General features: G+C 71.7%; 23 protein-coding genes. 3 read left to right on the top strand and 20 right to left on the bottom strand.

Annotated features, from left to right (window positions below):
* Window positions 1–209 precede the first annotated feature (209 nt).
* From FFG40_RS11555 to FFG40_RS11545, 3 genes are all read left to right on the top strand, one after another.
* Window positions 210–1,058, top strand: coding sequence for a pentapeptide repeat-containing protein (locus FFG40_RS11555; protein ID WP_138803267.1), 849 nt, complete (start codon window positions 210–212; stop codon window positions 1,056–1,058).
* Window positions 1,059–1,169: 111 nt separating this feature from the next.
* Window positions 1,170–1,325 carry a hypothetical protein gene (locus FFG40_RS11550; protein ID WP_017887460.1) on the top strand — a complete coding sequence of 52 codons (156 nt, stop codon included), beginning with the start codon at window positions 1,170–1,172 and terminating at the stop codon, window positions 1,323–1,325.
* A 120-nt stretch (window positions 1,326–1,445) separates the two neighbouring features.
* Complete coding sequence (locus tag FFG40_RS11545) at window positions 1,446–1,736, top strand: helix-turn-helix transcriptional regulator (RefSeq protein WP_027465525.1); 291 nt, start codon at window positions 1,446–1,448, stop codon at window positions 1,734–1,736.
* 25 nt (window positions 1,737–1,761) lie between these two features.
* On the opposite strand, the gene FFG40_RS11540 is transcribed toward FFG40_RS11545, so the two are convergent.
* From FFG40_RS11540 to FFG40_RS11450, 20 genes are all read right to left on the bottom strand, one after another.
* A complete protein-coding gene (locus FFG40_RS11540; protein WP_372445433.1) occupies window positions 1,762–2,436 on the bottom strand; it encodes a cation diffusion facilitator family transporter in 675 nt (224 codons plus the stop codon).
* On the bottom strand, window positions 2,433–2,759 hold the full coding sequence (locus FFG40_RS11535; RefSeq protein WP_138803265.1) for a helix-turn-helix transcriptional regulator: 327 nt from the start codon (window positions 2,757–2,759) through the stop codon (window positions 2,433–2,435). The genes FFG40_RS11540 and FFG40_RS11535 overlap by 4 nt, the downstream gene beginning before the upstream one ends.
* A 23-nt stretch (window positions 2,760–2,782) precedes the next feature.
* Window positions 2,783–2,956, bottom strand: coding sequence for a hypothetical protein (locus FFG40_RS17145; RefSeq protein ID WP_185974170.1), 174 nt, complete (start codon window positions 2,954–2,956; stop codon window positions 2,783–2,785).
* Window positions 2,957–3,144: 188 nt separating this feature from the next.
* Window positions 3,145–4,320, bottom strand: a complete 1,176-nt coding sequence (locus tag FFG40_RS11530) for a flagellar hook protein FlgE (RefSeq protein ID WP_027465522.1) — start codon at window positions 4,318–4,320, stop codon at window positions 3,145–3,147.
* A gap of 80 nt (window positions 4,321–4,400) precedes the next feature.
* Entirely contained in the window at window positions 4,401–4,844 is a 444-nt protein-coding gene (locus FFG40_RS11525; RefSeq protein WP_138803264.1) for a flagellar hook assembly protein FlgD, read from the bottom strand.
* Window positions 4,845–4,869: 25 nt separating this feature from the next.
* Complete coding sequence (locus FFG40_RS11520) at window positions 4,870–6,327, bottom strand: flagellar hook-length control protein FliK (protein ID WP_138803263.1); 1,458 nt, start codon at window positions 6,325–6,327, stop codon at window positions 4,870–4,872.
* Complete coding sequence (locus tag FFG40_RS11515; RefSeq protein ID WP_138803262.1) at window positions 6,324–7,061, bottom strand: C40 family peptidase; 738 nt, start codon at window positions 7,059–7,061, stop codon at window positions 6,324–6,326. Before FFG40_RS11515 ends, FFG40_RS11520 begins: the two co-directional genes overlap by 4 nt.
* Window positions 7,058–7,489, bottom strand: a complete 432-nt coding sequence (locus tag FFG40_RS11510; RefSeq protein WP_071403924.1) for a flagellar FliJ family protein — start codon at window positions 7,487–7,489, stop codon at window positions 7,058–7,060. The genes FFG40_RS11515 and FFG40_RS11510 overlap by 4 nt, the downstream gene beginning before the upstream one ends.
* A complete protein-coding gene (locus FFG40_RS11505; protein ID WP_138803261.1) occupies window positions 7,489–8,832 on the bottom strand; it encodes a FliI/YscN family ATPase in 1,344 nt (447 codons plus the stop codon). Before FFG40_RS11505 ends, FFG40_RS11510 begins: the two co-directional genes overlap by 1 nt.
* On the bottom strand, window positions 8,829–9,503 hold the full coding sequence (locus tag FFG40_RS17140) for a hypothetical protein (protein ID WP_185974169.1): 675 nt from the start codon (window positions 9,501–9,503) through the stop codon (window positions 8,829–8,831). The genes FFG40_RS11505 and FFG40_RS17140 overlap by 4 nt, the downstream gene beginning before the upstream one ends.
* Window positions 9,496–10,536 carry a flagellar motor switch protein FliG gene (gene fliG / locus FFG40_RS11495; protein WP_071244891.1) on the bottom strand — a complete coding sequence of 347 codons (1,041 nt, stop codon included), beginning with the start codon at window positions 10,534–10,536 and terminating at the stop codon, window positions 9,496–9,498. Before fliG ends, FFG40_RS17140 begins: the two co-directional genes overlap by 8 nt.
* Window positions 10,537–10,544: 8 nt before the next feature.
* Complete coding sequence (gene fliF / locus FFG40_RS11490; RefSeq protein WP_111057203.1) at window positions 10,545–12,215, bottom strand: flagellar basal-body MS-ring/collar protein FliF; 1,671 nt, start codon at window positions 12,213–12,215, stop codon at window positions 10,545–10,547.
* On the bottom strand, window positions 12,215–12,553 hold the full coding sequence (gene fliE, locus FFG40_RS11485; protein WP_176708761.1) for a flagellar hook-basal body complex protein FliE: 339 nt from the start codon (window positions 12,551–12,553) through the stop codon (window positions 12,215–12,217). The genes fliF and fliE overlap by 1 nt, the downstream gene beginning before the upstream one ends.
* Window positions 12,553–12,948 (bottom strand): flagellar basal body rod protein FlgC, encoded by a 396-nt coding sequence (locus FFG40_RS11480; RefSeq protein WP_071244596.1) that lies wholly within the window; start codon window positions 12,946–12,948, stop codon window positions 12,553–12,555. The genes fliE and FFG40_RS11480 overlap by 1 nt, the downstream gene beginning before the upstream one ends.
* Window positions 12,945–13,289, bottom strand: coding sequence for a flagellar basal body protein (locus FFG40_RS11475; protein WP_017886135.1), 345 nt, complete (start codon window positions 13,287–13,289; stop codon window positions 12,945–12,947). The genes FFG40_RS11480 and FFG40_RS11475 overlap by 4 nt, the downstream gene beginning before the upstream one ends.
* A 504-nt stretch (window positions 13,290–13,793) precedes the next feature.
* A complete protein-coding gene (locus FFG40_RS11470; RefSeq protein ID WP_110863832.1) occupies window positions 13,794–14,120 on the bottom strand; it encodes a hypothetical protein in 327 nt (108 codons plus the stop codon).
* The gene (gene fliS / locus FFG40_RS11465; protein ID WP_138803260.1) at window positions 14,110–14,583 is read right to left on the bottom strand and encodes a flagellar export chaperone FliS; all 474 of its coding nucleotides are present in this window, start codon (window positions 14,581–14,583) and stop codon (window positions 14,110–14,112) included. Before fliS ends, FFG40_RS11470 begins: the two co-directional genes overlap by 11 nt.
* An 11-nt stretch (window positions 14,584–14,594) precedes the next feature.
* Window positions 14,595–15,995, bottom strand: coding sequence for a flagellar filament capping protein FliD (gene fliD / locus FFG40_RS11460; RefSeq protein WP_138803259.1), 1,401 nt, complete (start codon window positions 15,993–15,995; stop codon window positions 14,595–14,597).
* Between the two features lie 94 nt (window positions 15,996–16,089).
* Window positions 16,090–16,947: a flagellin gene (locus tag FFG40_RS11455; protein ID WP_027465508.1), complete on the bottom strand. Its 858-nt coding sequence runs from the start codon at window positions 16,945–16,947 to the stop codon at window positions 16,090–16,092.
* 118 nt (window positions 16,948–17,065) lie between these two features.
* Complete coding sequence (locus tag FFG40_RS11450; protein ID WP_027465507.1) at window positions 17,066–17,881, bottom strand: sigma-70 family RNA polymerase sigma factor; 816 nt, start codon at window positions 17,879–17,881, stop codon at window positions 17,066–17,068.
* Window positions 17,882–17,906: the final 25 nt, after the last annotated feature.

Here is a 17,906-nt window from a genome sequence, read left to right as displayed (position 1 = left end):
GGTACGCCCGATTCCCGTTCCCATTGCAGCCGGAACGCTAGCCTGGCCGCAGTGATCCTCCTTCTCTCTCGGTGACCCACCGGTCACCCGGCACCACCGGTTCGCCCCGCCGACGCGCGGGGGTGGTCTCGTGCGCCCGGACGGGGAACTCCATCAGGAGTTCCCCCGCACCCGGCACACCATCCCGACCCCCAGAGGAAGACCACTCCATGACGACCACCGACCGGTCCGCCCTGCGCGCAGACTGCGGCAACTGCTTCGCGCTCTGCTGCACCGCCTTCGGCTTCCAGCGCTCCGCCGACTTTCCGATCGACAAGCCCGCCGGCACCCCCTGCGGCAACCTCGGTGACGACTTCTCCTGCACCATCCACCAGGCGCTGCGGCCGCGGGGGTTCCGGGGCTGCACAGTCTTCGACTGCTCCGGTGCGGGCCAGTACGTGTCGCGAACCCTCTACGACGGGGTCAGTTGGCGTGACGACCCGGGGTCCCGCGCGGAGATGTTCCGTGTGTTCCCGATCGTCCGCAGGTTGCACGAGATGCTCTGGCACCTCGCCGAGGCACAGGACCGTGCGGTGACCCCGGACTCAGCAGACGACGCTGCCCTCCTCGCGAGGGAGATCCGCCGAAGCCTCGACGCTGGCCGGCCGACGCTCCTCGCGCTGGACGTGGAGCCACTGCACGCTCGAGTGCGCGATGTCCTCGTCGAGGTGAGTGCCGAGGTACGGGGCCGGTACAGCGCCGGTGCGGACGACGCACCGGACGGCCTGCTGCGACCGGGGGCGGACCTCGCCGGTTCCGACCTCCGCGCACGCTCGCTGCGCGGGGCCGATCTGCGGGGAGCCACGCTGATCGCCGCGGACCTGCGCGGTGCCGACCTGTCCGGAGTCGACCTGCTCGGCGTCGACCTGCGGGATGCACGGGTCGACGGAGCGGACCTGTCCACGGCGGTGTTCCTCACACAGGCGCAGGTGAACGCGGCACGCGGTGACTCCGCCACTCTGGTGCCCGACGGGATCGACCCACCGTCGCAGTGGTCGTCGACGGCGATCGAGCGCTGAGCGAGCTCGGTCCCGGAGTTGACACCGGTTCTCATCTATAAATGTATTGCTACTTCTGCATATGTGATCTACGCTGAGGGCATCCCAACCGACGATCAGCAGGAGGTCACCATGGCCGAGCACGAGAACAGCGCAGAGCACACCGTCGCCGAGCACACCCACCAGGACGGCTGCGGCCACGAGACGGTCCAGCACGAGGACCACGTCGACTTCGTCCACGACGGACACAAGCACGCTCAGCACGGCGACCACTACGACGAGCACTGATCTCCTGATCAGCGCAGGCCCGTGATCAGCACCGATCGACGGACCTGCACGACGGCCCCGACGCACCGCGCCGGGGCCGTCGTGTTGCATGCACGTATGCGCGTGCGCTTACATGAGTCCATGTCAGACGGGATCGAAGCAGCAGCCGAACTCTTCAAGGCGCTGTCCTCGCCCGCCCGACTCCGGATCCTGTCCGCGCTGATCTCCCAGCCTTCCGACGTCGGCTCCCTCGCCGAAGCGACGGAGCTGTCGCAGCCCCTGGTGTCCCAGCACCTCCGCACGCTGCGGCTCGCGGGCATCGTGCAGGTCGAGCGCATCGGGCGGAACGCCGTCTACTCGCTGCACGACGAGCACATCGCCCACATCGTCGGTGACGCGGTCAGCCACGTCAGCGAGTCCGAAGCCGGCTGAACCGCCGGCCACAGGCAGACTCCGTTCAGCAGCAGTCGCAACCCTCGCGCTCGCGCTCCCCGGTCAGCGCCGACACCGGCTGCTTGCACGCGTCACCGCGCCAGGCTTCGAGACCCTCGCGCACGGCGAACACGACCACGACGAGTCCTGCGAGCGGATCGGCCCACCACCAGCCGAACAGGCTGTTCGCCAGCAGGCCGAGCAGCACCGCCGCCGACAGGTAGCTGCAGATCAGCGTCTGCTTCGAGTCGGCGATCGCCGACGCCGAGCCGAGCTCGCGTCCGGTCCGCCGTTCGACGAGGCTCAGGAACGGCATGACCGCCAGGCTCACCGCGGCCAGGCCGATGCCGACCGGACTGTGCTCCGGCGACCGGACACCCGTGAAGGTCAGGACGGCATCGACACTGACCACCAGGGCGAGCCCGAAGAACGAGACCGCGATCACCTTCAGCGCCGTTCGTTCCCGGGCTTCCGGGTCACGCCCGGCGAACTGCCACGCCACGGCCGCTGCCGACAGGACCTCGACGATCGAGTCGAGCCCGAAGCCGATCAGCGCGGTGGAGGACGCCACCGAACCGGCGGCGATCGCCACGACGGCCTCGATCACGTTGTAGGCGATGGTCGCCGCGACGATCCACCTGATCCGTTGCCGGAGCACGCCGACACGGGCCGGCGCGAGCGACATCGCAGCCGTGGTCACCGCTCGACCTCGCATCCGTCGTCGTCGGCGACGTCGACCGCCAGGACCACGTCGACCAGGGACTCGAGCGCGCGGGTGAGGTTGCGGTCGGCGATCTCGTAGCGGGTCCGACGCCCCTCGGGCACGGCGACGACGATCCCGCAGCCGCGCAGGCACGCCAGGTGGTTCGACACGTTCGTCCGCGTCAGCTCGAGTTCCTCGGCGAGCCGCGCCGGGTAGCCGGGTTCGTCGAGCAGCCGGAGCAGGATCCGCGCACGCGTGGGGTCGGAGAGCGCCCGCCCGAGACGGTTCAGCACGTCGCGCCGCGAGGCAATGGTCAGCATGCGCTGACCATACCCGCTCGGGCTCAGATGTCCCCGAGCCGCCGCGCGGTCAGCGCGTCGTTCCAGCTCGTGCGGCCGCCGAGGGCACGCGACTCGTGCACGCCGTCGTGGCCGCGTGGTCGATCGCACCGCCAGCGGTCGAAGACACTGCGGCAGCGGTGGTCGGACTGGTGGTCGGTGTCGGGGTTCTCGCGCATCGCACCGATGAGACGTCACGGGGCGCAGTTTCGTCACGCACCGGCGCCGAACTCCCTGCACCACGAACGATGGTGAGCAGGAACGGTCGAGTCCCCCTTCAGTACCCGACCGTTCCTGCTCACCAAGCGCCCGGCGACGCGAGCGGCCGGCGACGCGAGCGCAGCGCCCGCGACGCGAGCCCCCGCGCCTAGCGCTTCAGGTTCGTCAGCTCCTGCAGCACCTCGTCCGAGGTGGTGATGATGCGGGCGTTCGCCTGGAACCCACGCTGCGCCACGATCAGGTTCGTGAACTCCTGCGACAGGTCGACGTTCGACATCTCGAGCGTCCCCGCAGCGAGCGAACCGACGCCCGCCGAGCCGGGGCCGCCGACCGTCGCACCGCCCGAGTTCGCGGTGGCGCGGTAGCCCGACGCCCCGGTCTTCTCGAGGCCGGCCGGGTTGGCGAACGTGGCGAGGGCGATGCGGCCGAGCGCGAGCGACGCGCCGTTCGAGAACGTGCCGGTGACGGTGCCGTCCTTCGAGATCGAGTAGCCCTGCAGCGCGCCGGCCTCGCGGCCGTTCTGCGAGCCGATCGCCGCGGTGTTGAGCGAGGCGAACCCGGTCAGGTCGCCCATGTCGACCCGGATGCCCCCGACGGCGAGGGTGCCGCCGGCGGTCAGCTTGCCGTCGGCGCCGAAGGTCAGCGAGGTCGTCGCCGTGGTGCCCTGACCGTTGCGCCCGGTGACGTCCCAGCCGTCGGCGGTGCGCGTGTAGGCGAGCGACATCGTGTGCTTGGCTCCCGACGCGTCGTACACGGTGGCCTCGCGCGTGATGGTCTGGCCGACCGCGGTCTCGGACGGCAGGTTGCCGGCGACCGTGGCGGCGGTGGTGCGGACCGCCGGGGCTGCGGCGTCGAGCGGCAGCGTGATGTCGGACAGCTGGCCGTTCTCGTTGACGACGCCGTTCGTGGCCGGGTAGCCCTGCACGATCTTGCCGTCGGCGGTGACCAGGCGGCCGTCCGCGTCGAAGTCGAACGCACCGGCGCGGGTGTACACGGTGTCGTTGCCCAGGCGGGTGACGAAGAAGCCGTCGCCCGAGATCATCAGGTCGGTCGCCTTGCCGGTGGCCTGCGCCGAGCCCTGCGAGAAGTTCGTGGAGACCCCGGCGACCTGCACGCCCAGGCCGATCTGGGCGGGGTTCGTGCCGCCGATGCCGGTCTGCGGTCCGCCGGCACCCTGGGTCATCTGCGACAGGGTGTCCTGGAACACGGTGGTCGACGACTTGAAGCCGACGGTGTTGACGTTGGCGATGTTGTTGCCGGTGACGTCGAGCATCTGCTGGTGGGAGCGGAGGCCGGAGATCCCGGAGTAGAGCGAGCGGAGCATGGTGCGTCCTTTCGGAGAGGCAGGAAGAGCGAGGGAGAACGAGGAAGAGCGAGGAAGTACGAGGAAGGAAGGAGCGGGCGTCAGGACGCCGGAGCGGTGGTGGTGATGCCGGAGATCACGTCGAGGGCGACCTCCTTCCCGTTCACGGTGACCGTGGGGACGCTGTTCGCGTACGACACGGCCGAGGCGGTCCCGGTGACGGACCCACCCGAGTCGGCGTCGGTGTAGCTGACCTGCTTGCCGACGAGGTTCGCTGCGGCGATGCGCATCTGGAGCGAGAAGTTCTCGTTCCCCGTCGTGGTCTGGTTGGTGATCTGCTCCATCATCGCGAGCTGCGTCTGCTGGCTGATCATCTGGTTGGTGTCCATCGGCGAGGACGGGTCCTGGTTGCGCAGCTGCGTGACGAGCAGCTTCATGAAGACCTCGGAGTCCATCGTCTGGGACTTCTGGGCCGTCGAGTTGGCGGCCAGGGCCGCTGCCTGCGCGGTCGGGTCCACGCTGCCGGTGATGCCGTCGATGGGCATGGTGAGTTCCTGTTCGTGAGCCGGATCAGGCGAGGACGTCGAGTCCCGCGGTGCGGATGGAGGGCGTGTGGGCGGTGGGCTGCGCGCGCGGGGTGACCCGCGCCTCCAGGCCGAGATCGTCAGGCAGCGCACGCGCGGCCGGACGCTCGTCACGACCCGGCGCGTCCTGCGGCTGGTTCTGCGACGACAGGTCGAGCGTGGTGCTCACACCGGTGCCGGCCGCGTCCCGCCGCAGGTCCGGCAGGACCTGGCGGACGGCCTCACGGCCGGCGTCCGACGCGGCGAACAGCTCGACGTGCATGCCGTGCGCCGTGACGTGCGCGCGGACCGTGACCGGGCCGAGGCTGTCCGGCACGACCTGCACGGTGACGACGTGCTCGCCGGGGCCGGCCTGTGCGAGCGAGAACACCGGTCGCGCCAGCTGCTGGGCGAGCGGTGCCGGGGCCGGCGCAGTCGCCGCGGCGGGCGCGGTGGTCGACGTCGTCGACATGACGAACGGCGTCTCGCCACCGCGGCTGGGGGCGACGGCCGGGAGGCCCGGATCACCCGGCGTCGACGCCTGCTGCTCCGTCCCGTGGCCGGCTCGGGAGCCGGTGCCGGCTGCCGGGGCGGCCGTGACGACCGGCGCCTGGCCCGGGGGCACGGTTGCGGTGTCGCCGTCGGCGGTGCGGGTGGCGGCGGGGGCCGCGATCGCGGCAGTGGCCGTCGGGGCGGTGGTCGCCACGTCGGTCGCGGCTGTGGTCGTCGAGACAGTGGTCGTCGAGACGGCCGTCGTCGCGGCTGTGGTGGTCGCGGGGGCGGCGCCCGCGACGATCGTCGCGGCGGCGGCCGGAGACGCGCTGCCGGCGGGCGGCACGGCGGGCGTCGCCGCGGCGGTGGTCGCCGTGCCCGTCGTCGCTCCGGCAGCGTTCTGCCGTGCCCCGCCCGACGCGGGTGCCTGCTGCGGGGCCGCCGTGGCGGGGGCGGTGGCCCGCGCCGGGGTCGACGGGACCGGCGTCGAGGTGTCCCCCTCCACCGACGGTGCGGTCGTGGTCGTTCCGGCGGGTGCCGCTGCGGCCACGTCGATGTGTTGGACGGCGGCGGGCGTCTCGGCGGCGCCGGTGGTCGACTGGTCCGCCGTGCCGCTCGTGAGGCCCGCCGGAGCGGTCGGTGCGGCCACAGCCACGAGTCCGGCGGCGAGCAGCGCCTGCGCGTCGACCGACGGGGAACCGGTCGCGGGCACCGACTGGTCCGACGCGGACGCGGACGCAGACGGCGTGGCAGCGCTCGGCGTGGCAGCGCTCGGCGTCGCGGCCGAGCCGTCCGCCGTGCGGCCGTCGGTGTCGTCCCGCCCGGCGGCACCGTCTCCGGGGCGCCGCTCGGTCGCGACGGCGGCGGTCAGTGCTGCGCCGAAGGACCCGGCAGCAGCGGAGTCGGACGATGCACCCCGGTTGGTGCCGGGTGCGGTGGGCACGGACGGCTGGGTGGCGATGGTCAGGCTCATGCGGCGCTCCCGGACTGCATCATGGACAGCAGCGCGGCGGTCTGCAGGTCGGTCGCGGAACGCGCTGTCGAGGCGGTCGGCGCGGCGACGGCCGCCGGGGCCGCCTGTGCGGGGACGATCCGGCGGATGGTCGCGATGTCGCCCTGGGAGTACCAGTTGTCGACGATCCGGACGTCCTTGCCGGGGCGCGGCGCGTGCAGCACCTTGCCGTCGCCGACGTAGATGACGACGTGGCCCTCGCCCTTCGGGATGATCAGGTCGCCGGGCTGCGCGTCCTTCAGGGAGCCGACCTCGACGCCCATCTTCGCCTGGTCCGGCACGACCCGGGGCATCGTGACCCCGAGGTCCTTGAAGACCGTCTGCACCAGGCCCGAGCAGTCCATGCCCGCGGTCGTCTCCCCGCCGAACACGTACGGCACACCGAGGTACTTCTTCGCGTCGGCCACCACGTCGGCGCCGGTCGCACCGCTGCCGGTGGCGAGGGTGCCGGCCCCGGCGTCGACCGAGGTCGCGGGGGTACGGGTGCCCGTCGCGGAGGCTGCGGCGGTCGCACCGGCAGCGGTCGCCGCGCCGGTCGTGCCGTCGGCGGTGGCGAGGGCGTCGGCGAAGGCGGAGGACCCCGCGGCCCCACCGGTGGCGGACGCGCCCGGGGCAGCCGTGGCCGTCCCGCCGCGCAGCGTGTCGATCTGGGACCGGATCTCCGAGATCCGGGAGAGCACCGCTTCGACGCTCATCGGGCACCACCTTCCGTGCGGCGTCGTGCCGCGATCTCGTCGAGGGCGTTCTGTTCGGTCCGGAGTTCCTCGGCCGCCTGCTGCTCGGTGTGCTTGCCCTCGAGCTTCTCGAGGCCGACGGCGGCGCGACGGGCGGCGGTGTAGTCCTGCTGTGCCCGGTCGGCGTCGGCACGGCGGTTCTGCACCACGGCGTCGAGCTCCTCGAGCATCCCGCGGGTCGCGGCACGGGCTGCGGCGACGGCGCTCAGGGTCGCGGCGTCCTGGATGGGCTGGGCGTCCTCGCTGTCGGCGAGGCTCCGGCGTGCCGCGATCCGGGCGTCGGCTGCGTCACGGACGCGCTCGTTCGCGGTGGCCAGCGTGGCGGCGGCACGGTCCTGCTCGGTGTGACGCAGGCGCAGGAGTCCGGCGAGCGGGAAACGGCGGGCCATCACGACACCCCCAGCTGCTGCACGAGGCCGCCGAGGCGCTGCCAGGATGCGTCGGCGGTCGCCCGCTCGTCCATGCCCTGGCGCAGGAACGCGTCGATCGATCCCTGGTGGTCGACGGCGGCGTCCACGAGCGGGTTCGACCCGCGCTGGTACGCACCGACGTCGAGCAGGTCCTGGGCGCCGGCACGGGCGGCCATCACCTTCCGCAGCACGGTGGCGGCGGCACGCTGCTCGGGTCGGGTGACCTTCGAGGCGACGCGGGACACCGAGCCGAGGGCGTCGACCGACGGGAAGTGCCCGGTGATCGCGAGCTTGCGGTCGAGCACGACGTGGCCGTCGAGGATGCTGCGGGCCGCGTCGGCGATCGGCTCGTTGTGGTCGTCGCCGTCGACCAGCACGGTGTACATGCCCGTGATGCTGCCGACGCGGTCGGTCCCGGCGCGCTCGAGCAGTCCCGCGAGCACCGAGAACGTCGACGGCGGGTAGCCCCGGGTGGCCGGCGGTTCCCCCACCGACAGCCCGATCTCACGCTGCGCCATCGCGACGCGGGTGAGCGAGTCCATCATGAGCACGACGTCCTGGCCGGCGTCGCGGAACGACTCGGCGATGCGGGTGGCCACGAACGCGGCGCGCAGGCGCATGAGCGCGGGCTCGTCGGAGGTGGACACGACGACGATCGAGCGGGCGAGCCCCTCGGGTCCCAGGTCGTCCTCCAGGAACTCGCGCACCTCACGGCCGCGCTCCCCCACCAGGGCGATGACGTTGACGGCCGCGTCGCTCCCGCGCGCGATCATCGACAGCAGCGACGACTTGCCCACGCCGGACCCGGCGAACAGGCCCATGCGCTGCCCACGGCCGACGGTGGTCAGGGTGTCGAGCACGCGGACGCCGAGCTGCATCGGGGTGTCGATGCGGGTCCGGGCCATCGCGCTCGGGGTGTCGTGGTCGAGCGGGACCCAGGTGACCGGTTCGCCGCCGGGACCCTCGAGCGGGCCGCGGCCGTCGATCGGTCGGCCGAGTCCGTCGAGGACGCGGCCGAACAGACCGGATCCGGTCGGCACGAGCACCGGGCGGCCGGTCGGACGCGCCGGGGTGCCCGCGGTCACGCCGGCCAGGCGGCCGAGCGGCATGCAGCGGACGCCCGAGGCGTCGGTGGCGACGACCTCGACCGCGGTCTGTTCGCCGTCCTCGGCGCCGACCGTGACGACCTCACCGACGCGGGCGTCGAGCCCGGCGATCGTCAGCCCCAGGCCGACGGCGCTCGTGACGACACCGACCCGCTGGGGTGCCGCGCGCAGCAGCGCCTCGTCGAGACCGCGCGGACGGAGCAGCGTGGCGGTCACCGGTCGGCTCCCGTCGCGCCGACCCCGAGGGCCGTGCGGGCGCGGTCGAGCGCCGTGGCGATGCGCGCGTCGAGCATGCCGTCCGGCAGGTCGACGACGGCGTCGCCGTCGCGCAGGGCGCCGTCGGCGACGACCGGCACCGGCAGGTCGAGGCCGGCGACGCGCGCGGTGTCCGCCGGGCTCAGCCGGACGGCCACCGGGACCGTGCGGTCGACGGACGCGAGCGCCCGCCGGACGGTGGCCTCCGCACCGGACGCGATCCGGGCCTCCCGGCTGCTCTGTCCGTCCGGACCGTCGGTGACGGTCGCGTCGGGTGCGGGCCTGGAGGCGCGGACCACGTTCCCGACGATCGCCTCGGCCAGGTCGACTGCCGCGCTCGCGACCGACGCCTCGGCGTCCGCCAGGACGGGTGCGACCGTGGAGAGCATGGCGTTCGTGGCGGCGTCGAGGACCGCGATCCGGCGTGCCGTGTCGGCCTGCAGCGCGGTGATCCGCGCGGCGTGCTCGGTCTCGAGCCGGGCGCGCAGGGCGTCGGTCTCGGCCTGAGCGGCCCGCAGGCCGGCGGTGTACCCGGCCGCGTGCCCGCGGACGTCCGCGCTCGACGCGCGCTCGCGTCCGGCGGGGTCGGCGAGCACCGGGAAGGCGACGCGGTGCACCACGGTGTCAGTCAACGAGCTCGTCCTCCTCGGCGCGGTGCACGGTGACGACGCCCTGGGCCTCGAGCTCGCGCACGGAGCGGACGACCTCGGCACGGGCTTCCTCGACCTGCGAGACGCGGACCGGGCCCATGGCCTGCAGTTCGTCGTCGAGGAGTTCGCGGTTGCGCTCGGACACGTTCGCGCGGATGGTCTCGACGACCGGCCCGGCTGCGCCCTTCATGGCGGTCGCGAGGATCTTCGAGTCGATGCCGCGCAGCACCTGCTGGATGTCGCGGGACTCGAGCTTCACGATGTCCTCGAAGGTCAGCATGCGGGAGCGGATGTCCTCGGCGAGCTCCGGGTCGCGGGCTTCGAGTCCCTCGAGCACGGCCTTCTCGGTCGCGACGTCCGAGCGGTTGATGATGTCGACCAGGGGCGCGATGCCACCGACGACCTCGACGCTCTCGCGCGGCGACACGACGGCCCCGGCGCGCTGGCGCAGCACACCGGCGACGATGCCGACGGCCTCGGGGGTCGCACTGCCCATCGTGGCGAAGGCCTGGGCGACGTCGGTGCGGACGCGCTCGTCGATCCCGGCGAGCACGGCACTGGCCTGCCCGGGGCCCAGGTGGGCGAGCACGAGCGCGATCGTCTGGGGCAGCTCGCCCTCGAGCAGGGAGATGACCTGGCCGGGTTCGGCGTCGTCGAGGAAGTCGAACGACTGGCCGGCGAGGTTCGAGGCCAGACGGTCCATCACGCCGGCGGCCCGCTCGGCACCGAACGACGCCTCGAGCAGCCCGAGGGCGGTCTCCTTGCCGCCGCGCTTCTGCAGCCGGCCGCTCATCGTGATCCGGTGGAACTCCGACAGCGTCTGGTCGACGACGGTGTCCTCGACGCGGCGCATCCGGACGATCTCGGCGGAGATCTCCTCGGCCTCCATCTCGGTGAACTGCTTCATCACCTCGGCGGCGCGGTCCGTCTCCATCTGCATGAGGATGAGCGCGACCTTCTGCGCACCGGTCAGGGCACGGTCGCTCGGACCGGAACCGCCGCCGGGGCTCGGCATCAGCGCGCTCACACCGGTGCCCGGTCGTCGAGGAGCCCGCGCAGGAGCTCGGCGGTGCGCTTCGGGTCGCGCTCGGCCAGGGCGGAGATGTCCTGACGGCGGCGCTCGGCGGTGATCTCCTCGGTCGTCAGCACCTCGGTGGGAGCGTCGCCGCCGGGCATCGCCGACAGCACGGCGGTCGGGGCGTCACCGGCACCGAGCGTCGCGCGGTCGTCGACGCCGTCCATCGCGAGGGGCAGCTGGAACGTCTCGCCGGCGAAGGCGTCGAGCTCGCCGAGGTCGACGGCTTCGCGCTCCTGCTTCCGGTTGCGGCGGGCGACGAAGAACATGATCGCGATGACGGCGAGGACGATGCCGATCACGATGCCGGCGGTGCGGATCGACGACCACAGCGCTTCCTGCTGGTCGGCCTTCTGCTGGGCCTCGAGGGCCTTCGCGGCCTGGTCGGAGGCGCTCGTGTCGAAGTCCATCATCGCGACCTTGACCTGGTCGCCACGGTTCTGGTCGACACCCGCGGCGGCGGACACCAGGTCGTTGATGCTCTGCAGGTTCGCGTTCTGCACGGCGTCGGCCTTCGAGTTCAGCGCGACCGAGATGGTCTGCCGGTCGAGCCCGCCCGAGGGGATCTGCGTGGTCTCGGTGGTGTGGTCGACGGCGTTGTTCTTCGTCGCCGATTCGTTCTTGTACCCGTCGTCGCCGGTGCCGCTCGTCGCGGTGCCGTTCGGGACGGCGATGTTGTCCGGACCGAGGACCCCGGTCGCACCGGTCCCCGCACCGGCGCCGGCGCCGTACTCCTCGGTGGTGCTCGACTCGTTCAGCGCGACCGGGCCCGACGTGGGAGACGTGTAGCTCTCGGACGTCCGGGTGCCGGACTCCTGGTTCATGGTGCCGGAGACCACGACGGTCGCGTTGCCGACGCCGAGCGTGGTGTCGAGCAGGTCCTGGATCTTCTTGCTCGTCGCCGCGTCGTAGTCGGCAGCCTGGTCCGCACCGCTGCCGGTCGCGCCGGTGCCGACGGCGGACAGGGTCTGGCCCTTCGCATCGACGACCGAGACGTCGGTGGGCTGCATGCCCTCGACCGAGGCGCTCGTCAGGTGCACGATGGCCTGCACCTGGTCGGTGCTCAGCTGCGTGCCGTTCTCGGTCGCGATGAACACCGACGCGGTCGGGTCCTTCTCCTCGGAGACGAACACCGACTTCTCCGGGATCGCGAGCTGCACGGTGGCCGTCTGCACGCCGTCCATCGCACCGATGGTCTTGGCGAGCTCGCCCTCCATCGCGCGCTTGTAGGTGACGTCCTGCTGGAACTCCGAGCTCGTCACGCCCATCTTGTCGAGCAGCGAGTAGCCGCCCTCGTTCGACGACGGCAGGCCGTTCGACGCCGCCTTGAGCCGCTCCGAGTACACCTGCGCCTGCGGCACGAGGATCGTCGCGCCGCCGTCGGTGAGCTGGAACGGCACACCGTCGGTCTGCAGCTGGTCCGTGATGGAGCTCGCGTCGGCCGCGGCGAGCCCGGTGAAGAGCGGGGCGTAGGACGCCTTGCCGAGCCAGGACGCGAGGGCGATCCCACCGAGCACGAGTGCCGCGATCGCCAGGATCGCGATGGTGCGCTGGGCGGCGGAGAAGCCCTTCACGTAGGCGCTGAGGCGCGCGAAGACGTTCTTGACGGCGACGGGCATCAGGCCTGCATCCTCATGATCTCGTTGAAGGCGTCGACGCCCTTGTTGCGGACGGCGGAGACGAGCTCGAGCGTGACCTGCGCGCGGGTGGCGGCGATCGTGGCGTCGTGGATGTCGTCGAGGTTGCCGGTCACGGCCTTGAGCGCCAGGGTCTTCGAGTCGCTCTGCAGCGACTGCAGCCCGTCGACGGCGTTGCCGAGGCTCGCGGCGAACCCGCTGCCGTCGGTCGCGCCGGCGGCACCGGTGGCGTTCGTGCTGTCGCTGGACGTCCCCGAGACACTCGTCAGGGCGTTCGTCATCGCGTTGGTGGTCACACCGTTCACGGCGTCGATGGGCATCAGTTCTTCCCGATCTGCAGTGCCGCCTCGTAGGCGGTCTTGGCACGGTCGACCACGGCGGCGTTCGCCTGGTAGCCGCGCTGGGCCATGATGAGGTCCGCCATCTGCGTGCCGAGGTCGATGTCGGGCATGCGGACGTAGCCCTCCTCGTTGGCGAGCGGGTTGTCCGGGTCGTAGGTCACACGGCCGGCGGCGCTGCCGAACGCTGCGCCCTTGACGTAGGCGCCGGAGACGCCGTTGCCTTCCTGCACCTCGACGTAGCGTGCCTGGAACGCGGTGTCGTCCATCGACTTCACGGTGTTCGCGTTGGCGATGTTGTCCGAGACGGCGTCGAGCCACTTCCGGTGCACGGTCAGGCCGGTGCTCGCGATGCCGATCGCGTCGAAGGTCGTCACGAGTTCGTCCGCATCGCCGCGCGGACGCTGGTGAGCTCGGAGTTCATCGCCTGCGTGGCGAACTGGTACCGCAGCACGGTGTCGATGTTCGACAGCGTCTCCTCGTCGAGGTTGACGTTGTTGCCGTTCGTGTTCGTCGGCTCGAGGCTGCGCGCCATCGTCGGCGTGGTGGCACCGTCGCCGTCCACGATCGACTTCGCGAGGGCGTCCTCGAACTGGACCTTCTCGGCGTGGTAGTTCGTCGTGTTGATGTTCGCGATGTTGTTCGCGATCACCTTCTGGCGCATCGACAGACCGTCGAGTGCGCTCTGCAGCGCGACGCTCGTCACGGAATCGAACACGAAGGATCCCCTCGTCAGGCGTCGTCGGGTGCGACGTCGCCGTGCGGTGGTGGCCGATCCCTGGCCGAACTGGTGAGCGATCCGTGCTCGAGTGGCGCTATCGGAGTCCGTCGTCCGCCGCGTTAGGCGTCGCCCCGAACGGGGGGCGGTGGGTGCGGGTGCGGCGTCGGTGTGCGGTGTCGCTCGTTGCGCGCGCTGACAGTTGCACGCGCACGGGAGCGACACCGTCGACGTCGTACGACATCGACATCGTCGCCCCGTGCACGCGCCACCAGTTGCACGCGCGCGGAAGCGACGGAGCCGACGTCGTACGACAACGACGACGTCGCCCGTTGCGCGCGCCAGCAGTTGCACGCGCGCGAGAGCGACAGGGTTGCCGTCGTACGACGACGACATCGTCGCTCCGTGCAGACGCCGCCAGTTGCGCACGCCGGCAGTTGCACGGGCGCGGAAGCGACAGGGTCGCCGTCGTACGACGACGACCCTGTCGCCCGCGGGCGCGGGTCAGGCGGAAGCGTCGAGGTACACGGAGCCGCGGGGCTCGCGCGTGGCGTCGACGGCGCGCAGGGCACCGAGGTGCTCCAGCGTCGAGCGGCGGTCCGCCTCGAGCACCGTCATGCGGTCCCGCTGCGCGGCGAGCAGCCGGGAGGCCCGTCCCACCAGGTCCCGCGGCAGCGGTCCCAGCCCGGCCGGCTCCGACCACCCGGCCACGGCAGTGGAGTCGGCCGCCTGCCCGGCGGCGTCGTGCTCCAGGGAGGTGAGCAGGGCCTCCCATGCGGCTCGTCCGCCCGACTGCTCAGGCGACGGCTCTGCGGAGGGCTCAGGCGACACCGAGGGCTCCCCCGGTCGGCTGCTGCGCGGTGGGCGTCGCGGGCAGCGACGCGGCTGCCTCGTGCCACGACTGACGCAGCGGCTCGAGGATCCGGATGCAGTCGCGGGTGGCCTGCACGTCGCGGTGCACGTTCGCCGTGATGAGCGAGGTGGAGGCGTAGTTGTAGACGGCGAGCAGGCCCTCGCCGCCGTCCCAGACGTCGATCCGGAGGGTGCTCGAGAGCTCGCCGACGATCGCCTGGGCGTGCAGGAGCTGCTCGCGGGCCGCCTCCCAGTCGGCGGCGACCTGCGCGGCCTCGGCACGGTGCAGGTCGAGCAGCAGCCGGTCGTAGAGCATCGTCACGAGCTGGGCCGGCGTCGCCGACAGCACGGCCTCGTTCGTGTACTGGGCACGACGCTGGTCGGTGACGGTGCGCGGCTGGGCGGCCTGGCGGAAGGCGGCTGCCTGGAAGTCGAAGGTCATGGTCGTTCCCGTCAGCTCGACGTCGAGGCCAGCTGGCCGGCGAGCCAGCTCGATTGCGACTGGAGCTTGCTGAGGCTGGTCTCGAGGGATGAGTAGAGGGTCTGCAGCGCGGCCCGGCGCCTCGTCAGCCGGTCGGTCCAGCTGTCGATCTGGGTGTTGAGGTCCTTGGCGACGGCCTGCTGCCCGGTGATGGACGTGGTGATCGAGCCGTCGTACTTGTCGGACGCGGCGGTGGCGGCGGCGCCCACGTTCGCGGCCACGCCGGAGAGCATCGCCTGGGTGGCCTTCGGATCGGCGGCGAGTGCCTTCTGGAAGACCTCCGGGTCGAAGGTGAAGCTGCCGTCCCTCGTGATCACGATCCCGATCGTCGACGGCGACTTGCCGTCGACCGGGGCGGACATCGTGCTCGTGAGCCGCTGCACGGCGTCGCGGGACGCACCGTCGCCGAGCAGGACGCCGGCCTTCGTCGTCGTGGTGCCGGACGTCGCGCTGGTCGAGCTCGACACCGCGGTGTTCGTCTTGTAGTAGGCGGCGACCGCGTTCATCGCGTCGACGAGCCCGGAGGCCACGGACTGGGCCTTGGTGGTGTCCTGCGCGACCGTCACGGTGACGGGTTCGGTGGTGGCCTTCGATACGGTGACGTCGAGCCCGGGGACGAGCCCGGTGAAGGTGTTCGTCGCGCTCGTGACCGTCTGCGCGGCGGCGGTGCCGGCCCAGAGGGTGACGCTGGCGTCGGTCGCCGTGGTGACGACGGCGGCACCGGTCTCGGTGAGGACGTTCGTCGCGGTGCCCGCTGCCACGTCGTCGGCGCCGCCCCGGTACACCTGGAAGCCGCCGGCCGCCCCGGTCGTGGCGGACGTGAGCTGCAGGCGGTAGAGCTTGCTGCCGTCGGCGTCGGTGCCGGCGGAGACCTTCGTCGCGATGACGCCCGCACCGGACTTGTTCAGGGCGGACACGGCGTCGTCGAGCGAACCGGACGCCGGCGTCACGGTGGTCGACCCGCCGTCCGCGCCGACGATCGTGATCGGCTGCGCACCGGTCGACCACGTCGACATCGCGGCCGTGACCCCGACCTGTGCCGAGGCGGTCGAACCGACGGTGAAGCTGATGGAGCCGGCGGTCGCCCCGGTACCGGTGACGGCGGTGACGCTCGGCGCGGTGCTCGTCGCGGCGAAGAGGTCGAGCGACGAGGCCTTCGCGGCGTCCGCGGCCTTCGTGGCGAGCCCCTGGATCAACCCGTTGAGCGTCTGCAGTGACGAGATGAACGAGTTCGTGGTGATGAGCTTGTTCTTGAGCAGGGTCTGCGGGACCCCCTCGACGCTCATCAGCGAGTTGATGAGGTCGGTCGTCTTGAGACCGCTGACCAGACCGTCGATCGCGAGGCTGCTGCTCGAGGACACGGACGAGGACATCGTCGATACTCCCTGGCGTCGTGGAGGTGGTCAGGATGGCGGCGTCCGTCCTCCGGGACACCCGATCGGGCCCGGAGGACGGACGTCGTGATGGCTAGCGCAGGAGCGAGAGCACGCCCTGGGTGCTCTGGTTCGCCTGCGCGAGCATCGAGGTGCCGGCCTGGCTCAGGATGTTGTCGCGCGTGTACTTGACCATCTCCTGCGCCATGTCGACGTCGGTGATGCGCGAACCGGCAGCGGTGAGGTTCTCCTTGGCCACGTTCGTCACGTTGATGGCGTGGTCGAAGCGGTTCTGGACCGCACCGAGGTTGGAACGAGCCTCCGAGACCGACTTGATCTGCGCGTCGAGCTCGGTCACCGCGAGGCGAGCGTTGTCGCCCGTGGTGAAGTCGAGCGCCTTGACCGCCGTGGCGACCTTCGAGACGTCCGCGCCCGTGAGGTCGACGTCGATCTTGCTGGCGTCGGAGCCGTCCGCGCCGACCTGGAAGGTCAGCTTGCCGGTACCGGGACCGGCAGCCGTGGTGGATGCCTTGCCGTCGAGCAGCTTGATCCCGTTGAAGTTGGTCGAGTCCGAGATGCGCTGCAGCTCCTCCTGGAGCTGACCGACCTCGGTCGTGATCGCCTTCCGCGAGTCCTCGTTGTTCGAGTCGTTGCCGGCCTGGACAGCCAGGTCGCGCATGCGCTGGAGGATCGAGTGGGTCTCGGTGAGGCCACCTTCAGCGGTCTGCACGACGGAGATGCCGTCCTGCGCGTTGCGGGCGGCGACCGTGAGGCCACCGACCTGGGACTTCAGCCCCTCGGAGATCGACAGACCGGCAGCGTCGTCGGCAGCACGGTTGATGCGGAGACCGGTCGAGAGCTTCTCGAGGGACTTCGACAGGTCGTTCTGCGTCGCGTTGAGGTTCCGGTACGTGTTGAGTGCCGAGAGGTTGGTGTTGATGGACATACCCATGGTGGTTTCCTCCGTGAATGTGGGTCGTGCGTCGGCCCGTCCGTGGGCTGACATGGATGACTCTCGGCCGGTTGCCGCGAGTCGTTAGGGGATCGACGGAGAAGTTTCCGCCGACGTCTCAACTCGCCGCGACGGCCGGGCCGGACGCGGCGTCGTGCACGGCACGGGCGACACCGGCGGCCGCGTTCGTGGCGACACGGGCGAGGTAGGCGCTGCGGCGGGCCGCGGTGGTGCGGCTCGCGGGCTCGACGGTGGTGCCGTCGCCGTAGTGGGCGGCGAGACCGTCGTGGAGCAGGCGCATCGCCTCGGAGCGCTGCTGCGAGACGGCCGAGTGCGTGATGCCGAGCTCGGCGGCGACGTCGGTGACCGAGCGGTCGCCGAAGTACACGGCCTCGACGATGAAGCGCATCCGCTCCGGCAGGGCCTCGACCGCGGCGCGGAGGTACCGGCGCTTCTCGGTCTCGAGCAGGTCGTCCCCGGGGAGCGGCAGGTCCGCGGCGACGAGGTCGTGCACGGTCTCGTCGAGCGGCGCGACGGTCCGGGCGGCGTCGCTCATCGCGTCGACGGCGGTCTGCTTGTCGACGCCCATGGCATCGGCGATCTCCTGGGCACCGACGCTCCGGCCGAGGCGTGCGGACAGGGCCTCCTGCGTTGCCAGGGTCTCGCGGATCCGCTTCCGGGTGCCGCGGGAGGCCCAGTCGGCCGAGCGCATGTCGTCGGCCAGCGCACCGGCGATCCGGGTGCGGGCGTAGGCGCCGAACGGCACGCCGAGGGTGGGGTCGAAGGCCTCGGCGGCTGCGACGAGTGCGAGCGATCCGACGGCGGCGAGGTCGTCGCGGTCCAGGTGCGTCGCCCGGGAGCGGACGTCGGCCACGATGTAGCCCACGAGCGGGAGGTGCTCCACGATCATCGCGTTGCGTTCGGTGCGGTCCATGCTGTTCCCCTGGTCGACCTGACGT

The organism is Curtobacterium sp. KBS0715 (assembly GCF_005938005.2).
Taxonomy (GTDB): Bacteria; Actinomycetota; Actinomycetes; order Actinomycetales; family Microbacteriaceae; genus Curtobacterium; species Curtobacterium flaccumfaciens.
This window is presented reverse-complemented; position numbering and strand designations above follow the sequence as displayed.